Source organism: Rubripirellula tenax, from assembly GCF_007860125.1.
Classification (GTDB): Bacteria; Planctomycetota; Planctomycetia; order Pirellulales; family Pirellulaceae; genus Rubripirellula; species Rubripirellula tenax.
In genome coordinates, this window is the sequence record NZ_SJPW01000003.1 from 368907 (window position 1) to 391824 (window position 22918).

13 protein-coding genes are annotated in these 22918 nt (G+C 56.7%); 11 read left to right on the top strand and 2 right to left on the bottom strand.

Features of this window, described 5'->3' with window-relative positions; translation table 11 throughout:
- Positions 1–93: 93 nt before the first annotated feature.
- The 4 genes from Poly51_RS12275 to Poly51_RS12290 all read left to right on the top strand — a co-directional run bounded on the left by Poly51_RS12275 (position 94) and on the right by Poly51_RS12290 (position 4982).
- Complete coding sequence (locus Poly51_RS12275) at positions 94–2397, top strand: S9 family peptidase (protein WP_186775503.1); 2304 nt, start codon at positions 94–96, stop codon at positions 2395–2397.
- A 166-nt stretch (positions 2398–2563) separates the two neighbouring features.
- Positions 2564–2878, top strand: a complete 315-nt coding sequence (gene rplU / locus Poly51_RS12280; protein ID WP_146457866.1) for a 50S ribosomal protein L21 — start codon at positions 2564–2566, stop codon at positions 2876–2878.
- Between the two features lie 224 nt (positions 2879–3102).
- Entirely contained in the window at positions 3103–4125 is a 1023-nt protein-coding gene (locus Poly51_RS12285; protein WP_146457868.1) for a serine/threonine protein kinase, read from the top strand.
- A 170-nt stretch (positions 4126–4295) separates the two neighbouring features.
- Positions 4296–4982 carry an FKBP-type peptidyl-prolyl cis-trans isomerase gene (locus Poly51_RS12290; protein ID WP_246114444.1) on the top strand — a complete coding sequence of 229 codons (687 nt, stop codon included), beginning with the start codon at positions 4296–4298 and terminating at the stop codon, positions 4980–4982.
- 85 nt (positions 4983–5067) lie between these two features.
- On the opposite strand, the gene Poly51_RS12295 is transcribed toward Poly51_RS12290, so the two are convergent.
- A complete protein-coding gene (locus tag Poly51_RS12295; protein WP_146458491.1) occupies positions 5068–5937 on the bottom strand; it encodes a helix-turn-helix domain-containing protein in 870 nt (289 codons plus the stop codon).
- A gap of 227 nt (positions 5938–6164) precedes the next feature.
- Here Poly51_RS12295 and Poly51_RS12300 point away from each other — a divergent pair, with 227 nt between their 5' ends.
- The 7 genes from Poly51_RS12300 (at position 6165) to mqo (ending at position 18481) form a co-directional block, all read left to right on the top strand.
- A complete protein-coding gene (locus Poly51_RS12300; RefSeq protein WP_146457870.1) occupies positions 6165–7448 on the top strand; it encodes an L-rhamnose isomerase in 1284 nt (427 codons plus the stop codon).
- 62 nt (positions 7449–7510) lie between these two features.
- Positions 7511–8935 (top strand): hypothetical protein, encoded by a 1425-nt coding sequence (locus Poly51_RS12305; protein ID WP_146457873.1) that lies wholly within the window; start codon positions 7511–7513, stop codon positions 8933–8935.
- Between the two features lie 29 nt (positions 8936–8964).
- Positions 8965–9162, top strand: a complete 198-nt coding sequence (locus Poly51_RS12310) for a hypothetical protein (RefSeq protein ID WP_146457876.1) — start codon at positions 8965–8967, stop codon at positions 9160–9162.
- Positions 9163–9224: 62 nt separating this feature from the next.
- Positions 9225–14138 carry a family 78 glycoside hydrolase catalytic domain gene (locus Poly51_RS12315; protein WP_246114446.1) on the top strand — a complete coding sequence of 1638 codons (4914 nt, stop codon included), beginning with the start codon at positions 9225–9227 and terminating at the stop codon, positions 14136–14138.
- An 18-nt stretch (positions 14139–14156) separates the two neighbouring features.
- Complete coding sequence (locus Poly51_RS12320) at positions 14157–15647, top strand: aldehyde dehydrogenase family protein (protein ID WP_146457878.1); 1491 nt, start codon at positions 14157–14159, stop codon at positions 15645–15647.
- Between the two features lie 43 nt (positions 15648–15690).
- Entirely contained in the window at positions 15691–16983 is a 1293-nt protein-coding gene (locus Poly51_RS12325) for a class II aldolase/adducin family protein (RefSeq protein ID WP_146457880.1), read from the top strand.
- A 1-nt stretch (position 16984) separates the two neighbouring features.
- Entirely contained in the window at positions 16985–18481 is a 1497-nt protein-coding gene (gene mqo, locus Poly51_RS12330) for a malate dehydrogenase (quinone) (RefSeq protein ID WP_146457883.1), read from the top strand.
- A gap of 53 nt (positions 18482–18534) precedes the next feature.
- Here the strand turns inward: mqo and Poly51_RS12335 are convergent, their stop codons facing one another.
- The gene (locus tag Poly51_RS12335; RefSeq protein ID WP_146457885.1) at positions 18535–22899 is read right to left on the bottom strand and encodes a PVC-type heme-binding CxxCH protein; all 4365 of its coding nucleotides are present in this window, start codon (positions 22897–22899) and stop codon (positions 18535–18537) included.
- Positions 22900–22918 lie beyond the last annotated feature (19 nt).

Sequence of the window (22918 nt, forward strand, 5' to 3'; positions counted from 1 at the left end):
CTTTCGATGCGAGTGATTCAGTTGCGAACTTTCAAGCCAGATCATTGTAGGCGATCGCCGTTTGAGCGTTGCTTGCCACCACTTCGTCGAACGATGCTTGGGGCCACTCTGTTCGTTGGTATCGTGGTTGGAGGAATTGGAACGGATCGTAGCGTGACCGGACAGGAGCCGCTCGTCACGGATCCCGCGAAAGCGAAATCCCCGCCCGAATTGACGCTGCGGTCGTTGTTGGATCCGAGCCACAAGAAAGATTTCACAACAACTCTGCCCGCCGTCCACTGGATCGATGACAAGCCGCCACAGTTATTGATCCAACGGGACAAAACTTGGATGCAGGTCGATCTAGAAGCGAGCGAAGGCAAAACCGCAAACGAGAAACCCTGGCCCGTCGTTTCTCGACTGGCCACCCAGTTGACGGCGCTAGACGGGGTCAAACCCGATCAAGCGGAAAAAATTGCTCGCCGCAGCGTCGCGAAAATGAATCGATCGACCGACGCGGTACTGATCAAAATCGGCAAAGCGATTGCGTTGGCTTCGCCGAACCAGCCGGCTCGTTGGCTGACCCGCGACGGCAACGACTGGAAGAACGCGACCCTTGACCCAACCGCACGCCGAGTTGCCTACACGCGAGACGGCGATCAGTTTGTCGTTGACGTGACGTCGGGGATCACCATGCGTTTAACCGACGACGCGACCGATACGCTGCTGGACGGGGAACTGGATTGGACTTACCAAGAAGAAATTTTCGGCCGCGGCAACTACCGCGGTTTTTGGTTCAGCCCCAACGGTGACTGGCTGGCAATGTTGCGAATCGACATCAGCGGCATTGAACCTTACGTATTGTCGGCAGCATCAAGTCCGCGCGGATCGGGCGTCGTTCGCCGTTACTCCAAAGCCGGTGATGCCATCCCACAGGCCAAACTTTACGTTTGGGATTTGCGTCATTCAGCGAACGGCCACGTTCCGCCTGCGCGGCTGATCGAAGAATCAACGCTCGAAGAACAGAAACTGATCACCGGCGTTTGGTGGCACCCACAACTTCCGCGCATGCTTTACTGCGTCAGCGACCGACTGCAAACGTGGCGAGAACTACGCTCGGTGGATTCGATGTTGCTCAACGGTGAAAAAACCCACAGCGACTTGGTCGTTCGCGAACAAAGCCCTGCTTGGGTCGAGCCGCCCGCGCCGCCACAGTGGTTCGATGACGGCAGCTTTCTTTGGCAAAGCGAAGTCCCCAGCGGACGAAATCGGCTCTACCATGTTTCGGCCGATGGCGGGATTGTGCGTCCGATTTCGCCAGAATCCTTCGATGCCGACATGTTTAAAATCGCGGGCGACAATACGCACGTGCTTGTCGGCGGTGACCAGCAACGCGGCGGGATGGAACACCACCTGTATCGGATCGAGCTTAGCCCCATGCTGGCCGGCGATGCCGCGCCGGGAACGACTCGAATCACCGACACGGCACAGCCTTGGCACGACGTCGACCCCAGCCCCGATGGGCGATGGTTTATCGACCGGGCAAGCAGCCCCGATCATCCGCCTCGCATGACCGTGCGATCGGCCGACGGGCGGCGGTCGTTCGAGCTGGCCGAATCGACGCTTAAGACAGAGTCACCCATCATTGCACCTGAGTTGTTCACGATCCCGACACCCGATGGAATGGAACTGCCGGCGATGCTGGTCAAGCCAACGTTAACCAGCGACGACCAACGCGTTCCGGTTGTGATCGAAGTGTACGGCGGCCCACGATCGCCAAGCGTGTCGGGCCGATGGAGTGGCACCAAAACGTTGTACCGCGAACTACTCGCCCGCCGCGGAATCGCAACGCTGGTCGTCGACAATCGTTCTAGCGGAGGCCGTGGCATCGCCGACACCTGGACCATTCGCGGACGATTCGGCGCGGTGGAGATGAAAGATCTGGAAACGACGGTGGCTTGGCTTCACCAACAACCGTGGGTGGCGACGGACCGGCTTGCGATTCGCGGATGGAGCTTCGGTGGTTTTTTGACGCTCTACGCGATGACACACTGCAAATCGTTTGCGGCGGGCATCGCCGGTGGATCGGTCACCGATTGGAAGGAATACGATTCGATCTATACGGAACGGTACATGGGGCTGCCGGTCAATAATGTGGATGGCTACGCGGCCAGCTCGCCGCTCGAAAAAGCCAAAGACCTGCACGGCCGGTTGCTGATGATTCACGGCGAGGTCGACGACAACGTCCACCCGTCCAACACGCTGCGGATGGCCGAAGCGCTACAGAACGCCGGAATTGACTTCGAAATGATGATTTATCCGGGTGCCGCCCACGCCGTCACCACCCCCTCCCAAGGATGGCACCTGGCCCAAATGACGGACCGATTCCTCGTTGAAACCCTGCTATCGGCCGAATGATCGGGCAGGGAGGGTGGCGTCGGCCAAGCGGCCGAATTGTCCCCTGATTTCACGCTGGAAGCCCTGTACGCAATTGCGATGCATCGCTAAACTACGCGGCTCGCCATCATGGCCGAGCAATTTTGATACCAAGTCATCTGACAAATTCGATAAACCAGAGGGTCCTATGTACGCCATCATCGTTGACGGTGGTCGCCAATATCGCGTCCAACCAGGCATGGAATTGGATGTTGATTACCGCGACATCGCTCAGGGTGAAAACCTGACGTTCGAGAAAGTTTTGGCCGTCAGCGGCGACGACGGAATGAAGCTGGGTGCTCCCACGGTCAGCGGCGTTTCCGTCACTGCATCCGTGATCGGCCCAAAATTGGACAAAAAGATCTATGTCCAAAAGTTTCGCCGCCGTAAACACAGCAAGAAGCGAACCGGACACCGTCAAATCCACACGCGTGTTCGCATCGAAAAAATCGCTGGCGTCTAGCGAAAGCGAATTCACTCTCCCCTCGGGAGATTCGAGCCTAAGTGAGGATTCGGGACGCTGCTCGAATCCCTAGCCTCGACTTGCGCCGCCTTTAAAAAAGGGCGGAGCAAGACCGATCGCCTGACTGGTCGTTCACGCTTGGCACACAAGATCGATTACAATGGGTTGGCAAACTGTCCGCCCCATCGCTTTCTTCCGCATTCTGCGGTCTCCCAGGCTCGCCCATGCAAACGCCCGCGTTGACTGATTTTGAACTCGGTCCTGTGCTTGGCGTTGGCACGGTTGGAACGATCTACCTTGCCACAGAGAATGCGACGGGGAACCGTGTTGCACTTAAGAAACTGCACCCTGGCGTCAGCCAAGACGTCAACATCCGCGCCCGATTTGAACGCGAGATGCTGATCCTCTCGCGGCTGCGGCACCCCAACATCATCGCCTATCACGGCGGCGGTGATGACGGGGGAACACTTTTCTACTCGATGGAACTGGTCGAGGGCGGCACAGTCCGGGATCTACTTGAGACTCGCGGGGCATTCGCGTGGCCGGTTGTGGTCGAACTGGCTCGCCAGATCTGCTCGGCATTGCAGTACGCCCACAACCACGGAGTGATCCATCGCGACCTCAAGCCGGGCAACCTGTTCCTGACTCGCGAAGGGGAACTAAAACTCGGCGACTTCGGAATCGCTCGCGATCTCCATAACGCCGACCTGACATCCAGCGGGATGACCGTCGGGACGCACGCCTACATGGCCCCCGAACAGATCACAGGCGATACGTCGATCTCGGGAAAAGCCGACCTGTACGCACTCGGCTGCTGCCTCTACGAGATGCTAGTAGGCAAGAAGGCCTTCAGCGGCGAGAACTTTGCCCAGCTTTTCGAACAGCACCTTCGGGCGGCGCCGCCTCGCGTTCGCGACTCGATCCCCGATTGCCCTCCCGAGCTGGACGAAATCATCAACCAATTGCTTGAAAAACGCCCGGAAGACCGCCCGTTCAATGCGCGCAAGGTTCAAGCAACGATGCTGCAACTCGACGAGACCTATCACACTCACGACCTCGCCGCGGAAATGCAGCGAGACGTTGCGGCCGATGGTGTCGTCGTGTCGCGTGGTCGTCGAATCCTGGTCGACGAAATCCGAAACCGCATGGAAGGCGTCGAAGGCCGAACCATCAGCTGGAGTCGCTTGGCAATCCTTGCGGGCGTGATTGTCGCCGGAATCGCCATCGCCTCGACGCTTAGCCGTTAGTGCACGACAATTCGATGACACCGTCACCGAGTCAGGGGGTCGTGAACGGATAGCGATTCACTGCTATTCTGCCTGCCCAGGATCCAACCCTCAGCGTGACGATCCGCAACCCAACACCATTCGAAAGCCAAATTCGGTCATCGAATGCAAACCCTATTAGGAATACCCTGATGACCCCACGATGTTTAGTCGGCGGTTTGGCGATGTCGTTCTCGCTTTTGATCGCCCCCGCCGTGAACGCCCAAGAGAAAGACGCACCAAAAGTGGATCGCAACGAAGCCCAATCAATCGGATACTTCCTAGGAGTCTCCGTCGGCCAACAGATGAGCCAAAACGGATTCGAACTCGGCGACATTGATATCGAAGCAATGCTTGGCGGTTTCAAGGACGGGATCAACAAAGCCGAAGCGTCGATGAGCGATGACGAACTCCGCGAAACTCAAGCGAAGATCCAGAAACTTCTGGAAACTCGGTTGCGCAGCAAGGGCGTCAACTACCTGGCCAAAAATGCCAAAGATGAAGGCGTCGAAGCACTCGAAGGCGGCCTGCAGTACAAGGTCATCAAGGCGGGCGACGGCGAGTCACCAGCGGCTACCGACACCGTCAAGGTTCACTACACCGGCACACTGATCGACGGTACCGTCTTTGACAGCTCCGTCAAACGTGGCGAACCGGCAACGTTCCGCGTTAATCAAGTCATCAAGGGATGGCAGATGGCACTGCAAAAAATGCACGTTGGCGACAAGTGGATGCTCTACATCCCTTCGGACCTGGCCTATGGCGAACGCGGATCCCCGGGCGCAATCGGACCTCACGAAGTGCTCGTGTTCGAAGTCGAGCTGCTGGAAATCCAGTAGTCGCCGCAAGCGACTTCCAGCGATCCTGATGAACCTACCCATGCGGCGATTTTGTTCGCCGCATGGCTCGGGTGCTCACTTCGAATCAACTTGCAGGCGCGTTTCGATTTCGATATTCGCGAGGCGACACGCCCATGAAGACCCGAAACTGGCGGCTGAAATAGTTGCTATCCGAGAAGCCCACTGCCAGCGCGATATCAGTGACGCTTCGTTCCCCTCGCTGCAGCATCAAACAGGCTTGACGAACCCTCAACTGAATCAAGTACTTGATCGGCGGGCACCCCATCGTCGATTCGAACGTACGCAAAAAATTGCGGCGAGACATCCCCGAAATATCAATCAACTCGTCAAGCGTGATGGGATCGGCGTAGTGCCGCTCGATGTGCGAGATCGCGTCGGCGACTCTTAGCAACGATTTACTCTGAGGACTTCGCGACTTGCTGTAACATCGCGACAGGAAAGTCGCCAACTGAAGCAGCGCCGTTGTGGCCATGACCCCAAACCCTGGGTCACGTTCGGTCAGTTCCGCGTCAAGCTGGTCCACCAATCGCATCGCCGCAACCAAGTCGAGCGGCGACAACTGCAACCGACTGCTAAACATGTGCCGCTTGCGCCACGCTGGTTCGAGCGTGAAGAGCGCGTGATAACCGGGCAACGATTGCAGATCCCCCATCCCCATCGGCAAATCATCCGCGTCGAACAGAATATTGATCAAACGCAGTTGATCCATGTTCAGATAGTCGTGAGGCCGCGCGCCGCCGATCACAAACGTGTCGCCCGTCGTCACCTCGTAAGAGTCTTCGCCGGTAATGTGCACACCATGCCCACCGGTGATGATGACGATCTCCGAAAACTCATGCGAATGCAGACCGAACGGCTCCTGTGGATCCCGTCGTTCGACGACGATCGGGAATCCGTCTTTGTGAAACCAGTCCTCTTTCTTCAACACCTGCATGGGCCAGAAAACACTCCAATGCCGACGAACCGGCCAGTAAAGTTCGAGTAAGCGAAACGCAACAGCCATCGCCGCACCCTGCGAACTGGCATTATTGTGCTATAAACTGACACGATCGTCAAGGTTTCGGTCCCCAGATGAGGCTACATTGGCAACCATCCAAGGAAGAGTCTTTTCGTCAATACAATGACTCGCATTCTAATTTCCTCCTTTCTCGGACCTTCGGCATGACACACTCGGCCAACTCACAAAAAGCTTACGAGCTTGCGATCGAAAAATACGCATCGATGGGTGTCGATGTGGAACAGGCCCTTCAACGACTCAAATCGGTCGCCATTTCCGTTCACTGTTGGCAGGGCGACGACGTCGCTGGCTTTGAAGACAACGGCACGGCGTTAGGAAGCGGACTGGCCGTGACCGGCAACTACCCCGGGCGGGCCCGTACTGCGGATGAACTGCGAACCGACCTCGAGATGGCGTATTCGTTGATCCCGGGAAAACATCGTTTGAATCTGCACGCGTTGTACGGCGAATTCCACGGGCCCGTTGATCGAAACGAGATTGGTGTCGAACACTTCCAAGGTTGGATGGATTGGGCGGGAAGCAACGGCATCAGCCTGGATTTCAACCCCAGCTACTTCTCGCATCCCAAAGCCAACGACGGATTCACGCTCTCGCACCCCGATGCCGGCATTCGTCGTTTCTGGGTCGACCACGGAATCGCGTGCCGCAAGATTGGCGCCGCGATGGGCAAGGCCCAAGGCAACGCATGCGTCAACAACGTTTGGGTTCCCGACGGCTACAAAGATACGCCGGCCGATCGCAAGGCGCCGCGAGAACGCCTGGCCGCGTCGCTTGATGCCGTCTTCGCTGAATCGATCGACAAGTCCTATTTGTTGGATGCGGTCGAATGCAAATTGTTTGGCATCGGTTCCGAAAGCTACGTCGTCGGATCGCACGAATTTTACATGGGCTATGCGATCTCGCGCGACAAAGTCCTATGCTTGGACGCCGGTCACTTCCATCCCACCGAAGTAATCTCGGACAAGATCACGTCGACCTTATTGTATGTCGACGAACTGCTGTTGCACGTCAGCCGAGGCGTGCGTTGGGACAGCGATCATGTGGTGACGTTTTCGGACGAACTGCAATCGATCATGCAAGAAATTGTTCGTGGCGACTATCTAGACCGGGTCCACATCGGATTGGACTTCTTCGATGCCAGCATCAACCGGGTTGCCGCCTGGGCAATCGGGACTCGCAACGCGCTCAAGGCCGTGCTGGCCGCGCTCCTTGAGCCGACGGAAATGTTGCGCCGATACGAAGCCGATGGCGATTACACGGGCCGATTGGCGATTCTTGAAGAACAAAAAATGATGCCCTTGGGCGCCGTTTGGGACCACTACTGTGAAATCTCCGGTGCACCGGCTGGTTCGCAGTGGCTCGAAAAAGTTCGCGATTACGAAACGGATGTGTTGTCACACCGGGCCTCGCACACCGCTTCGGTCTAGTTCGGCCATTCATATTTTTCTTTACTTGCTACCTCTCTATTCTTTCCAATCATTGAGATCCCATGAGTGATGAGACGTCCAATTCAGGCGGCGAATTTGAACGCGAACCGGTACCTGATTCAGCACTGATGGGTTCGGGCAAGTTTTGGGGAATGTACGCGGGAGAGCATGCCGCGGGTACAGAATTCATGATCGGCCCGTTGTTTTTAGCAACCGGTGCCAGTCTGCAAGACTTGCTGCTGGGGCTACTGCTGGGCAACGTTCTGGCCGTATTGACGTGGCGTTTTTTGGTCACGCCGATCGCGATCGCAAAACGCATGACGCTGTACTATCAGCTCGAACGGATCGCGGGCGGGTCGCTGGTAAAACTTTACAACGTCATCAACGGTTTACTGTTCTGCTTTTTAGCCGGTGCAATGGTGACGGTTTCCGCATCCGCAGTCGGTGTCCCGTTTGGAATCACCTTTGACGTGCCCGAGGCGATGTTCGGACTGAGTAACGGGTCGTTCACCGCGCTCGTTGCGATCGTCGGTGTTGTCATCGCAGTCGTTGCGGCGGGCGGCTATGACCGCGTTGCTCACTTCGCCAATATCGCAGCACCCTGGATGATCGGCGTCTTCGCCGCTTGCGGGATCGTGTCGCTCGGTCTGATGGGGGCGACGACGTCGGCTTCACTGACCGAAGGGAAGTTTTGGACCGACGCGATCGCGTTCGTGCAAGAAAAGAACGGACCGCAAACGTTTGGGTTCTGGCAAATTGTTGTGTTTGCCTGGCTGTGCAACGGGGCGATGCACTTTGGAATGGCCGACCTTTCGATCTTCCGTTTTGCACGCAGCAAGGCATCCGGATGGGCACCTGCGATCGGCATGTTCCTGGGCCACTATATGGCCTGGATCGCGGCCGCACTTTTGATGGCCGCGCTGATCAAACTGCAACCTGAGTTGGCACTCGGTAGCGACGGCAAGGTTTCCGCCAATCCCGGACTGCTTGCGTTTCAATCAGTCGGCTGGACCGGAATCATTTGCGTGGTGATTGCTGGCTGGACGACCGCGAACCCAACGATCTATCGCGCGGGACTCGCGTTCCAGGGCGTCATTCCCGGCAGCTCGCGAACGGCAATGACTTTGGTTGCCGGTGCAATCGCGACCATCGCCGGCGCGTTCCCCAACCTGTCCGCACAACTGCTGGGATTCGTTGGAACCTATGGAACAGTACTGGGCCCGATGGGTGCGATCATCTTTGTCGACTTCTACTTCATGAAACGTTTCGGACTCCGCGACGAGTATGCCGCCCACAACAAGATCGCGATCAACGCCGCGGTGCTGATCGCCTGGCTGCTTCCTGTTGCGATCGGGATTTACATGATTTTCGCGCAAGGATTGTTCGCGGCCTATGCGGTACTTCCATGTTGGATCGCAAGCGGTGTGATCTACCTTCTGCTCAGCAAAGTGATGCAGAAAAACGACACCACGTCCGTCGTCTCCTAACGCAAACCACTCTCGAAGAGATTCTTCCCATGAATGCAATCACAAAAATCGTTTCGTTGGTTTCGTTAACCGCCGTCGTCCTCCCTTGCGTGCTGTTCTTTTTCGGAACCGTTGAATTGAACGTCGTGAAGTGGGCCGCTTTGGCCGGTACGATCGGATGGTTCATCGCGGCACCACTTTGGATGAGCAACAAGCCCGAAATCGACGACGCTGAAGTCCAAATCTAAAGCCCGAAAGCTTGAAGGACCTCTGCCCTGTCCCGCCTCCCCCTCCCGCCGTTCGACACACCATGCAGCGCACCGTGAAACCAACCACCCTTTCTTTTATTTTCCTTTCCCTTGCATCTCTGGCGACACTCCAAGCCTTCGCCGTCGAACCGACGCATCTTCGATGTGAGTATCGGGAAAACCCGGTCGGCATTGACGTTGCATCACCTCGCTTGAATTGGCGTCTGGAATCACGCGAACGCGGCCAAGTCCAAACGGCGTATCGCGTGCTCGTGGCTTCGTCGGCGGAAAAGTTGGCAGCGGGCGAGGGAGATCTTTGGGATTCGGGAAAGGTCGAATCGGATCAGTCGCTGTTCATTCCATACGCCGGCAAGCCACTGCTTTCGCGCACGGGGTGCTTTTGGAAAGTGCAAACCTGGGGCAACGACGGGTCCGAACCGACGACCAGCGAACCCGCATTCTGGTCGATGGGCTTGTTGGCGGACTCTGATTGGTCCGCCGATTACATTTCGTATCGCGACGAGTCATCGATTCATACCGACGTCGAGAATCTGTACCTTCCCGCGGCGCGGCAATACCGAAAGGACTTTGCCGCCGCCAAACAGGTCGCACGCGCGACCGTCTATTCGACCTCGCTGGGTATCTATGAACTCCATCTCAACGGCAAACGTGTTGGCGACGCTTACTTTGCACCGGGATGGACCGACTATCGCAAGCGAGCTTACTACAACACCTATGACGTGACGGACTTGGTTCGTGTCGGCGACAACGCCATCGGTGCATGGGTCGCCGACGGCTGGTACAGCGGTTATGTCGGATTCGGATTGCTAACCGCGATGGGCACCGAACGCACCGGACGGGCGACGTATGGCAAGACGCCTTCGGTGATGGCACAGCTTGAAATCGAATACACCGACGGTTCCCGTGAAACGATCGGTACCGACGAGAGTTGGAAGGTATCCGGGGACGGCCCGATTCAAGAAGCCGACCTGTTGATGGGTGAAGCCTATGATGCTGAAAAAGAAATGAAAGGCTGGACAGAATCCGGCTTTGACGACGGGGCTTGGCAGTCGGCCATCTTCGCTCGCGACAACGGCAACCCCACCGCGACCTTCTATCAACGGCGAAACCCGACGAAGCCAGGACAGGGCATCCGCAACTTGGGTGCCGAAGAAGAATTTGGGTTCAAACGCCCAAAGCTAGAAGCCTTTCCCGGCGTCCCGGTGCGTGTGACCGAAGAAATCTCAGCGAAGAAAGTGACCCAACGAGAACCAGGGGTCTTCGTCTTTGACCTCGGCCAAAATTTTGCTGGCGTGATTCGGTTGAAGATCAAAGGACCAGCCGGCCAACGCGTTCGCATTCGCTATGCCGAAATGCTTCATCCCGACGGCCGAATGATGACCGAGAATCTGCGCAAAGCACGCGCGACAGACTTCTATACGTGCAGCGGTGATCCCGATGGTGAGATCTACCAACCGCGGTTCACGTTCCACGGATTCCAATTCGTCGAACTGGAAAATTTCCCGGGCACGCCTTCGCTGGACACGGTCACCGGTTTGGTGATGCACAGCGACACGCCGATGGTCAGCGAGTTTGAATGCAGCGACTCGATGGTCAATCGCTTGTTTCAAAACGTGCTGTGGACACAACGCGCCAACTTCTTGGACTTACCTACCGATTGCCCCCAGCGCGACGAACGAATGGGATGGACCGGTGACGCACAAGCCTATGTCGCCACCGCCGCCTACAACGCGGACATCGGTGCGTTCTATACCAAGTGGCTTCGCGAATTGATGGAGTCGCAGCGTCCCAGCGGCGCGTTCCCCGGCTACGCACCGTTCCCGTTCCAACACGGCTGGGACTTTGGCACCGCATGGGCCGACGCGGGTGTGATTTGTCCGTGGACGCTTTGGCAAGCCTACGGCGACACTCGCGTGATCGAAACGTGCTGGGAACCGATGACCAAGTTCATGGATTGGCGCAACCAAACATCGGTTGATGACCTGGGGATCAATCACGGGAACGCATGGGGCGACTGGCTGGCCCAGGGCGCCGAAACTCCGCTCGATTACGTCGATTCGATCTACTACGCGATCTCGGCCAAGATGATGTCCGAAATGGCTGCCGCAATCGGTCGTGACGAAGAAGCCGCCGCCTATCAAAATCAATTCGAGAAAACCAAGGCGGCGTTTCAGGCCAAGTACGTCAATGATGACGGCAGCGTGAACGTCAAAACACAGACCGCTCAAGCATTGGCGTTATTCGCCGACTTGATTCCCGACGACAAACGCGAAGCGACCGGGCAACACTTGGCCGACATGCTGGCCGACAACGGCAACCACATGGCCACCGGCTTCTTGGGCACACGTCCGCTGTTGCCCGTTCTGTCCGCATCGGGCCAACACGATTTAGCGACGTTTTTGTTGCAGTCGCGTGAGTTCCCGTCGTGGGGCTACGAGATTTCCAACGGCGCGACAACGATCTGGGAACGCTGGGACAGTTACACCAAAGAAGACGCTTTCGGCCGGCACAACGCGGCGATGAATTCGTTCTCGCACTACGCATTCGGTGCCGTTTGCGAGTGGATGTTTCATACGTTGGCTGGCATTCAGTCCGATGGACCGGGATATGCAACGATCAGCATCCGGCCGCAACCGCCCGCACCGGCCAGCAACGCGATGCACACGCCGATCGACTGGGTCAACGCGTCGTACGATTCGATTCGTGGTCCAATCCAAAGCAGTTGGAAACTCGCCGATAGTGACTTCCGATTGAACGTGACGATCCCGGCCAATACGACGGCAACCGTCTATCTGCCGACCGGTGATACCGCCAGCATCAAAGAAGGCGGCAAGTCGATCAGCGACAACCCGCACATCAAACTGCTGCGCGCCGATGCAAACGAAGCGGTACTAAGCGTTGCATCGGGGCGATACGAGTTCGTCGCATCCAACAGCATTGCCAAGGCCGACGTCACGCTGAAAACGACGAAGCCCAAAGACACTTCGATCAACCCCGACGGGATCGACGTCAGCGACGCGAAGCAAGTTGCCCGCTGGGACTTCAGCAATCCCGTCGATTTGGCAAAGTGGACGCATCGCAGCAACATTGAAATTCAAAATCGCGACGGGAAAACGTTTTTGGTCGCTGCCGGTGACGATTCGCAAATGGCGACGACGCTCGACAACGAAATCTCCGGCCGACTGGTTATCGAAATGAAGGCGATGCCGAAGAACCGTATGGCAAGCCAGTTCTTCTGGGCGAAACCGGGCGCCGGATTTGATGGGATACATCAAACCAAGCGAAACCTATCGGCATCCGAAACCGTCAACGCCTACTTGTTGGCGATCGCGGACAACGGACCGATCAAGTCGATTCGTTTCGATCCCTTCGATACGTACGACCAATACGCCAACAAGGGCGAACTGATGGTCGAGTCAATCACGATTTATCAGTTGCCTTCGCCGAAACCGGAAACCAAAAAGTCAGCCGACGGTGCGTCGAACCAAGACACGTCGAACCAAGACACGTCGAACGTAACAACCAAGGGACGCCCCAATGTCAAGGGACGCCCCAATGTGCTGTTCATTCTTAGCGAGGACCAAGGCGCGCACTTGGGAATGATCGGCACACCGGGTCTATCGACACCGAATCTGGATGCGATCGCAACGTCTGGCGTGTACTTCGACAATGCGTTCGTGGCTTACCCGGTTTGCTCGGCGTCGAAGGCGGCGATCTATACCAGTCTGCACAATCACACCAACGGGATTCTGAACAACACGCACAACTTTCATAAGCCGGCCGACCAAGTCTCTGCGGGTGAGCGGAACATGCGATTGGCAAAAACCAATCGTGTTCGTGACCAGTTTCTGACGATACCAGAAATCTTGAAGGCTAACGGTTACTACCAAGGCGTGACACACAAGCTGCACGTGCTGCCGAACGAAAAATTTCCGTTCGATGAATTCATGCACGGCGGCGTCGGTGAAGTTCGCAGCTTTCTCGATCACGCCAAAGCGAACGATCAACCGTGGTTTTTGATGGTCAACATTCCGTACTCCCATCGCCCCTATCCCAACAGCGACAAGAACCCGATCGGCGTCAACCCGGACGACGTTCAGTTGCCCGATTACCTTCCCGACACGCCGGTTGTCCGCCAAGACTGGGCCGAATACCTAGCGGGCATCGAAGCCGTCGACGTCGCGGTTGGCCAGACGATGGACGTCCTTCGTGAATCGGGCGAACTCGAAAACACATTCATCGTTTACATGAGTGATCACGGTCCGACGTTCCAACATGGGAAGATGACGCTTTACGATCTGGGGCTTCGCGTTCCGCTGTCGTTTTCGGGTCCAGGCATCCCTCCGGGTGTTCGCACCGACGCGCTGGCAAGCGAGTTAGATTTAATGCCGACGTTGTTCGATTTGATCGAGCAGCAAAGCGGCCGTCCCGTTCGCGTCGGAGGAAATGACGACGACGCATTTCCTTACCGCATCGACGGGATTTCGCATTTTGCCACAGTAACCGGCGGTGCAAAATCAGGACAACGAGCCCATGTCTTCGCCGAAATTTCGAACCGCGGTCCCCTTCCCAACGATGGCATTCAAGAACGCAGCGTGTTTGACGGCCGTTGGAAACTGATCTACCGCGAAAACGTCGAAAAAGCCTGGCGGCAAGTCAATGACGATACTCGGATGTTCAAGACTTGGGGCAATCGCACTTACGACGAAACCATCCGAACGAAGCAACGGTTCCCGGTCCAATACCGTATCCTGGCTGAAATGGATCCGCAAGAATTGGGCGGTCTTGTTCCCTCGCTCGAGCTATACGACCTGCAAAGCGATCCCCACGAAATGCGAAACCTAGCGACCGACTCAACCCACCAAGCCAAACGGATTGAGTTGATCGCCTCGCTTCGTAAGTGGGTGGCCGAAACAAACGACTCTTCTGTCTCCCTCGACTCGATCAACCCCTAGATTGAAAAGGTTCAACCGATGTCCATCGCATCCGGCGTTCAACTGCTTCCCGAAGTCGAAGCGTTTCTAAATCGTGATTCGTTACCAGCATTCGTCGGCGGCAAGCCGTTTCCGGCGGCCAGCGGCGCGACCGTCGCAACGATCGATCCTGGATCGGGCAACAAGCTAGCCGACATTCACGATCTGGATGCATCTGAAATTGATCGTGCGGTCGACATTGCCAATCAAGCTTTCCCCGCTTGGTCGGCGCTATCGGTGGACGAACGAAGCAAGATCCTTTTGCGTTTGGCCGATGCCGTTGAAAAACACAAACCCATCATCGCTCAAATCGAAGCTCTCGACGCGGGCAAGATCGAAGCTCAAGCACAAGGTGACGTCCAGAACTTCGTCGACACGTTGCGTTACTTCGTCAAACTTTCCGGAAAAGTCGAAACGCGAACTAAGTTGGATGCCCCCGGTCACGACGCATGGACCTACAAACAACCCTGGGGCGCGTGTGCGTTCATCTTCCCCTGGAACTTCCCGTTCCTGCTGATCGGTTGGGGGATTTCGCCCGCGCTGGCCGCCGGCAACACGGTCGTGATCAAGCCCGCCGAAGACACATCGCTGTCGGCCATCTACTTAGCCGAACTGGCCAAAGAAGCGGGTGTTCCCGATGGCGTGATCAACGTTGTCACCGGACGCGGCGCCACCGCCGGTGCCGCATTGACGAACAACACCAAAATCAAACGCATGTCGTTTACCGGTTCGCCCGAAGTCGGCCAGTTGGTCGGTGAAACGTGCGGTCGAAATTTGGTTCCCGTCAAGCTAGAACTCGGTGGCAAGGGTGCCGCGGTCGTTTTCGATGACGTGGATGTAAAAGCGACGGCCGAAGCACTGGTCGGCGCGATCACGTTTCACTCTGGCCAAGTCTGTTGTGACGCGACGCGTTGGATGATTCACGAAAAGATCTACGACGAATTCGTGGGCTACTGTGTCGATCTGATGAAGAACGTTCGCGTCGGTCACCCGCTGGACCCGAACAGCCAAATGGGTCCCGTTGTGAATCCCAAGCAATGCACCCGAGTCCTCAGCTATCTTGAAAAAGGACAAGCCGAAGGCGCAGAGTGCTTGGTCGGCGGCGGCCAAGCAGCGGTCGATGGATTCAAAGGCAATTACATTCAACCGGCTTTGCTGAGCGGAACGCTGAACAACGTCGCCGCGCGGGAAGAAATTTTTGGCCCGGTCGCCTATCTGGTCAAGTTTTCGACCGAGGCTGAAGCGATCGAAATGGTCAACGATACCGATTACGGGTTGGCCAACAGCGTTTGGACAAAGGACATGGAACGCGCCGCTCGCGTCGCCGAGTCAATGACGGCTGGCAACAGTTGGATCAACGCCCACAACGTGTTCGCCCACGGCGTCCCCTACGGCGGAGTCAACAAGAGCGGGATGGGCGGCGGAGTACTGTCCGTCGAAACTTTGATGGACTACTACCGTAGCACGTCGGTCGTTCGGCCCCTTGCCTAGTGCTTTCGATTCATCGCCTTACCCTTCCAACTGCGCTCGCTTCATGAATCCTCTTCGAAATCTTGTACACCCGCGTGACGAAATCATGCGGACGATGGACCGAATCTACCGCTACCGAATGACGACCACGTCCGGTGGCAACCTTTCGATCCGAGACGACGAAGGAAACATCTGGATCTCGCCTGCGAGAGTGGACAAGGGCGCCCTGACTCGCAAGGACATCGTCTGCGTTCGCGCCGACGGTTCTGTCGATGGACTTCATCCGCCGTCGTCGGAATTTCCGTTTCACAAAGCGATCTATAAGGCTCGTCCCGACATTCGGGCGATCGTTCACGCCCACCCGGTCGCATTGGTTGCGTTCAGCATCTGTCGCCAAACGCCCAACACGCGGCTGTTCCACCAAGCCCACTCGGTATGCGGGAAGCTAGGCTTTGCACCCTATGCGTGTCCGGGCAGCGAGGCGCTCGGGGCCAGTATCGCCGCCACGTTCGCCGAAGGTTGTGACAGCGTCATCCTAGAAAACCACGGTGTTGTCGTCGGCGGCCAATCGTTGGCCAGCGCATTCGAGCGTTTCGAAGCGTTCGAGTTCGCTGGCAAGACGTTGGTCAAAGCAAGCCAACTGGGCGGCGTTCGGTTCTTGGAAGACAAACATCTTCAGCAAGCAGCCAATCGCGGAGTCGACTTCCAGTCCTACGATCCGCCAGCCGCATCGGCGAACGAGCAAGAGCTGCGACGACAGTTGTGCGAATTTGTGCGTCGCGGCTGCCGGCAACGATTGTTGATCAGCACCGAGGGCAGCTTTTCAGCACGCGTCGACGCCGATTCTTTCCTGATCACTCCGACGCAAAAAGACCGCGAACTGCTGGACATCGACGACCTCGTTCTGGTCAACGGTGACAACCGCGAATATGGCAAGCTTGCCAGCCGTGCGGCACGCGCTCACCAAGCGATCTACAAAAAGCATCCCGCCGTCCAAGCCATCGTGTTTGCACACCCGGTCAATGCGACCGCGTTCAGCGTGACCGATTCGACGTTCGATGTCCGGACGATTCCGGAAAGCTATGTGTTCCTTCGTGACGTCAAACGCGTTCCCTATGGAACCCAGTACCGCGACGAAAACGAATTGGCAACGTATGTTTCCGAATCGTCACCGGCAGCTATGCTAGAAAACGACGGCGTGATCGTGACGGGGCGAAGCGTGCTGGACACGTTCGACCGTTTGGAAGTGCTGGAATCGACGGCCGAAGCCGTGATCAATGCCAAGTCGATCGGTGAAGTCGCTACCATGCCCGACACCGTGATTGATGAACTTAAATCTGCTTTTAACTTAAACTGATATGTCTATCGAGAATCCCGACGTCATCCTGGTCGGCAGCGGCGTCATGTCCGCAAACCTGGGCGCGTTGCTGAAGTGTTTACAGCCGAGTCTGAAGATCCAGCTTTACGAAGTGTCGAAGGAACTCACTCAAGAGAGTTCCAACGCTTGGAATAATGCGGGTACGGGTCACGCCGGCATCTGCGAACTCAGTTACACGCCCAATCAAAACGCCGATGGTACCGTTGACGTTTCCAACGCCGTCTCGATCTTCGAACAATTCGAACAGTCGCGTCAGTTTTGGGCATACGCGGTTGAATCGGGAATGATCGATCAACCGAGCGAGTTCATCAATCCGGTCCCCCACATCAGCTTCGTCCATGGTCAAAAGCAAGTCGACTTTTTAAAGGCCCGGCACGCCGCGATGTCGAAGCATCACTTCTTTGAAGAGATGCAGTACTCGACGGACCCCGAACAGATTCGCCAATGGGCACCGCTGTTGGTTGAAAACCGCGGTGAAGGTCCGATCAGTGCAACGTACATGGCGGGCGGTACCGACGTGAACTTCGGTTCGGTGTCTCGCAAGTTGATCGGTTGGATGGCAAAGCAAGAAGGGTGCGATGTCGCGACCGGACATCGCGTCATCGGATTGAAACGAACCCAACGAGGCTGGGATGTTACCGTCAAGGACGTCGCCACCGGAAAGCAAACCACCTCATCCGCCAAGTTTGTGTTCATCGGCGCCGGAGGTGGCAGTTTGAACCTGCTTCAGAAATCGGGCATCGATGAAAGCAAGGGCTTCGGCGGCTTTCCCATCGGTGGCCAGTGGATGGTGTGCGACGATCCGACGATCGTTTCCAAACACCAAGCCAAGGTTTACGGACAAGCCCAGGAAGAAGCGCCAACGATGGCCGTGCCTCACTTAGACACTCGCGTGATCGATGGCAAAAAAGCCTTGCTGTTCGGCCCTTTCGCGGCGTGGACGACACGCTTCTTAAAGGAAGAGGGCAGTCTGACCGACTTGCCATTCTCGATTCGTCCCGACAATATCGCATCGCTGTTGAAAGTCGGTGCCTACAACCTGCCGCTGGTGAAATATCTGATCCAGCAGGGCACGCAAAGCATGGCCAGTCGCATCAAGCTACTGCGAACGTTTTACCCCGCCGCTGATGCCAAGGATTGGCGACTGATGGACGCCGGCATTCGAGTCCAAGCGATCAAACGCGAAGACGGCGAAGCGGGCATCGTTCACTACGGCACCGAAATTGTAACCGACAAAGACAAGAGCATCGCAGCGCTTTTGGGTGCATCGCCAGGTGCTTCGGTATCGGTCGCGCTGATGCTGAAAGTGATTCAGGACTGTCTTCCCGACTTGATCGCGCCGGCCGACGCTGCCGCGCGGATGAAAGAGATGATTCCGACCTACGACGTCCCCATCCAAGAACCATCGACCGCCGACCAGTTCCGCGAAATCCACCGGCACTGTGACGATGCACTGCAATTGCATCCCAAAGGCTGATCCAAGAGCGGCATTTGCGGTTGTGTATCGCGTCGCCTCTACGAAACGAACCGTCACTCCGCCGTGACGGCCATGATCACAGGGGCGATGACGTCGGGGCCTTTCACGAAATCGATCTGAGTGATTGATTCGTTGCGTTTGGGATGGATTGCGAGGTAACGGATTTGCTGGCCACGCAAGTCAAACGCAAATTCCGAACCGGGCACGTCGACGCGGCGCATGTAGTCCGCGAACTCCTTTCCGTTGCGGAGGTCGTGGTCTTCCGTTTCGCCATCGGTGTAGTGCAATCGAACGGTCATCGCGACCACGTCCTTCTCGCTGAACGGAAACGCCCACCCCCCGACACCGCTGAGCATATGGATCGCTTTCGCGGAACCGTTGAAGGGTACCGACACCGACCTAGGCATGGCTCGACAAATTTCTCCATTAGCGCCTTGCAAAACAATCACATTGGGAACCGTTCCGTCACGTGGATCGATCAGTTGAAACGGGACACCCGCGAACGTTTTTGGCGACCAATTTGAAAAGATCAGTCGCTCCGATGTGTTGTTCTTGTTCACAAACAGACTGCGATCGCTGGGAAGTGTTGCCACCTTGCCCAAATCGATCGGCACGAACTTGCCTCGCTTGACAAGAAACTCCAGCAAGTCGGTAAGCTCCTCGGGCTTCATCGTCTTCTCGAACCCTTCCGGCATGATCGAGTTTTTCGACATTCGGAACTCATCGATATCGTCTCGCAACACGCTGATTTTTTTACCTTCGGTGTCAAAGAGCTCAATCGATGTTTTCGACTCCGAAGCCAACATTCCGTTGATGATGACGCCGTCCAAAGTCAGCACACTGTACGCGCGAAAGTTGCCTTCGACGTTCCGGTTCGGATCAAGAATGTGCGTCAACAATTCTTCTTTCGGGTGAACCGCCATTCCCGTCAAGTCGGGCCCCACCGTCGCACCGGCGCCCGAGTGCATGTGACACTTCGAGCAGTGCGTGGTGAAGGCGAGCTTGCCTTTGACCGGATCACCCGTCGTCGTCGTGACAAACGACAACTCTTCCAAAACCTTCATGCGATCAGCACTGGGCAGCGAACCGCCTTGTTCAAGCAGTGTTTTCGCAAAGTCACGAATCGCTACGTCCGAATGCGATGTGAGAGCCTGTTTTTGGTCGAGCGCAAGATCGGTGAGTGTCGCTTTGCCGCCCTCGATTCCTCGCAGCAGTGCGAGCGTCGAGGCAGGACGTTTGAGCAGCTGTAGGATTGCCGACTTTTTCAGTGCCGGCGTCATCCCGGCGAAACGCTCAACAATCCCGTCACCGACAGCATCCGAACGACTCGACCCCATCACTTCGATCAATCCGAATGCGACGGCGGGCGGAGTCCGAGCGGTCACTTCGTCCAGCAACGACACCACAACGCCAGCATCCTCGGGCATAAACTCAACAATCTGCTTCGCCGCGTCGATCCGGTCTTGGTCCGAAGCCGATTCATCGCGAACGGTTGCGAGCATCGAGTCGGAAATTTCTTGACCGTACTTGGCAAACCGCTTGCTGCCCCAACCGGTTACCAACTTGACCATCAAACCTCGTGTACCGGATGCGACTCGCGGAAGCGCATCTTCCAGACGAGTCTCGATGGCATCGGACAAGATGACCTGCTTGGACGCTTTCACTGTCGATCCGAACCCGACCGCGAAGCCGCGGACGACCGTGTCAAGCATGCGCGGATCTGCCGCCGCGGCGCTGGCCAACAAGTCGGCGGCATCAAGAACGTTCTCGCCACGAGCGTAGTGGTCGGCGACCCGACCGACGACTTCGATCGCACGAGGCGATGGATCAGCGACGCTTGCCAATGACTGCAGCAAGTATCCGCTATTGCGTGCCGCAGCACTGGTCACAGCATCGGGAATCCAGCGATCGGCCATCGCACCAGCATCACCGATCACGTCGACCACAATCTTAGCGCCACCAACGCTGGCGGGCAAATCCGCGATCGCCAGCACAGCCGCCAAACGAACTTGAGCGTTCGCATCACGATGGGAGTTAGCTGTCTTGATCGCAGCGATTGAAGTGTCGATCGGTGGAAGAACTTGCAACGCGTTACGGCGCACACCAGCCGAAGGATGACGCAGGGCAGCGAAGACGACTTCATTCGCTTCGGCATCCGTTCCATCGAGCCGCCCCAAGCCATGCAGCGTCCATAGTGCGTGAATGGCCCCCACATTCAAACCGATGGCGTCGACCGATTCGGATCGGATCAAAGCGAACAACGATGGCACCACGTCGGCGGCGCCGCGTTCGATCAGCAACCGCTGGGCATGTTTCCGAACGATCATGGTTGGATCGGCGAGCGAGTCGACCAACTGTTGCGGCGTCGCCTTGGACAGGTCAGTTGTCGAGCGATGCTGGGAATTGTTGGCGACCAAACGATAAATTCGGCCGTGCTTTTTGTCTCGCAATTCGGTTTCGTACGCCGCTCCCTTGCCCTTCGTGAATCCCTTGGGTGTCGGATTGTGCTGGACGATGTAGTTATACCAGTCAATCACCCAAACTTGTCCGTCGGGTCCGACCTCTGCCATAATCGGTGCGGTCCACTCGTCATCACTGGCAAACAAGTTGAACGGACTTGTGGAACGAAAGTCGCTTCCGCTGGAATCCAAAACAAACGAGCCGACAAGGTGACCGGTCGGTCCGCAGACAAAGCTGACTCGGTTCCAATACTCTTGTGGGTATTCACGAGCCGTGTAGATCGCATGCCCGGCCGCTGCCGTGTAACCACCGTGGTGGTCGACCTGACGTACTTTATCCGTGATCGGATGAAAATCGTTCGTGTCAGCAATCGAAGAGAGTGTCAGCGATGTCGCCCAGCCGCGAACTTGTTCATAATAGCGATTGGCAATCGGCATATAGATGCTGGGGTTACCGTTGGCTGTGGATCCGAAGATCAATCCTTCCTCGCTGATACCGAGGCCCCACGTGTTGTTGTTGGTCGATCGAATGAATTCCACTTCACTGCCATCGGGCTTCATGCGAAAGAAACCCATGCGGAAACTCTGTTGCTGCTTTCCGTCGGCGACGGGTCGCGAGGTGTTGTAACCCTGCATCGCCCAAATCCAGTTGTCTAAGCCGTATTGAAAATTGCTGACGCCGCCGTGCGTGTCACCGAGTTGCCAGTTCGAAACCAACACGCTCCGTTGGTCGGCCTTGTCGTCGCCATCGGTGTCCTTCAAATACAACGTCTCGGTCGCATTTTGTACGATGACACCGCCGCGCGAGAAAGCGATGCTGGTGGGGATGCTCAGTTGTTCGGCGAAGACCGTGAACTTGTCCGCTTTGCCGTCACCGTTGGTGTCTTCACAAATTCGAATCCGGTCACGTGCTGTTTCGCGGGGCTGTAATTCGTTCGGATAGTCGACCGTTTCGGCGACCCACAACCGTCCACGTTCATCCCACGCCATACAGATCGGTTTGCCACCCAAATCGGGCTCCGACGCAAACAACTCGACATGCAGACCTTCCGGAACCACGATGTGCTTGAGCGACTCGGCCGGTTCGATCGGCTTCTGCATCGTGCTGAGCGGTTCGCCTTGGTCGCCCCAAGTCTTTGACGGTGTGTAGTTAGGAATTTGACCACCAACGTCGACGTAGTCAAACGGCTTCAAGTCTTTGGGCATCGCGGTGATTTCTGGGACCCCGAACGGGCGATCGGATTGATAATCGCCCGCTTCTTTTGGATCATCCCCAGCGGCCCAACGAACGCCTCGCTCGACCAAGTTTTGGAAACCTGGATTGGTCCAAGTCCGACCGTCGTGTCCCCACGCGGTATAGAAGACACGGCCGCTGCCTTGATTGCGAACCCAAGTCCACGGCTCACGGCCTTCGGCATCGACTCGGTATTCCAGCACCGTTCGATCTTTTTCATTGTGCAAATGATGCACGTAGGTTTCGTCCCAGCTTTTGAATCCGCCGAAGCCCGACATCAACGTGTGACCCGACTTGGCATCTTCGGCGCGAAAGACACCGGTACCATGACGTTTGAACTGGGCACCCATCAAGGCCACCAACTCAGGCTGATTGCGAAAACAGTACGTCGCACAGTGCAGCGGAACAAAGCCGCCACCTTCGGCAACGTAAGCCAACAACGCATCGGCACCCGCTTTGTCGATTTCGTCGACGTTGGCATACAGCGCGAAGACATCGAACTGTTTCAGCTTGGCAAGGGTGACGTCCGACACATCGTCGGTGTATGTCATTTTGATCCCACGCGCGTCGAAGATCGGTTTCAATTCGTCGAAACGCACCTTCGGCTGGTGAGCGCCACGGTCGCCCAAGAACAGAACACGAATGTCCTCGCACTGCCCGATCGATGGCGAATGAGACATCGCGATGCAATGCAATACGAAAACGATAGCGATGAGAGACTTCATGGTGAGTTCGCCGTGGATA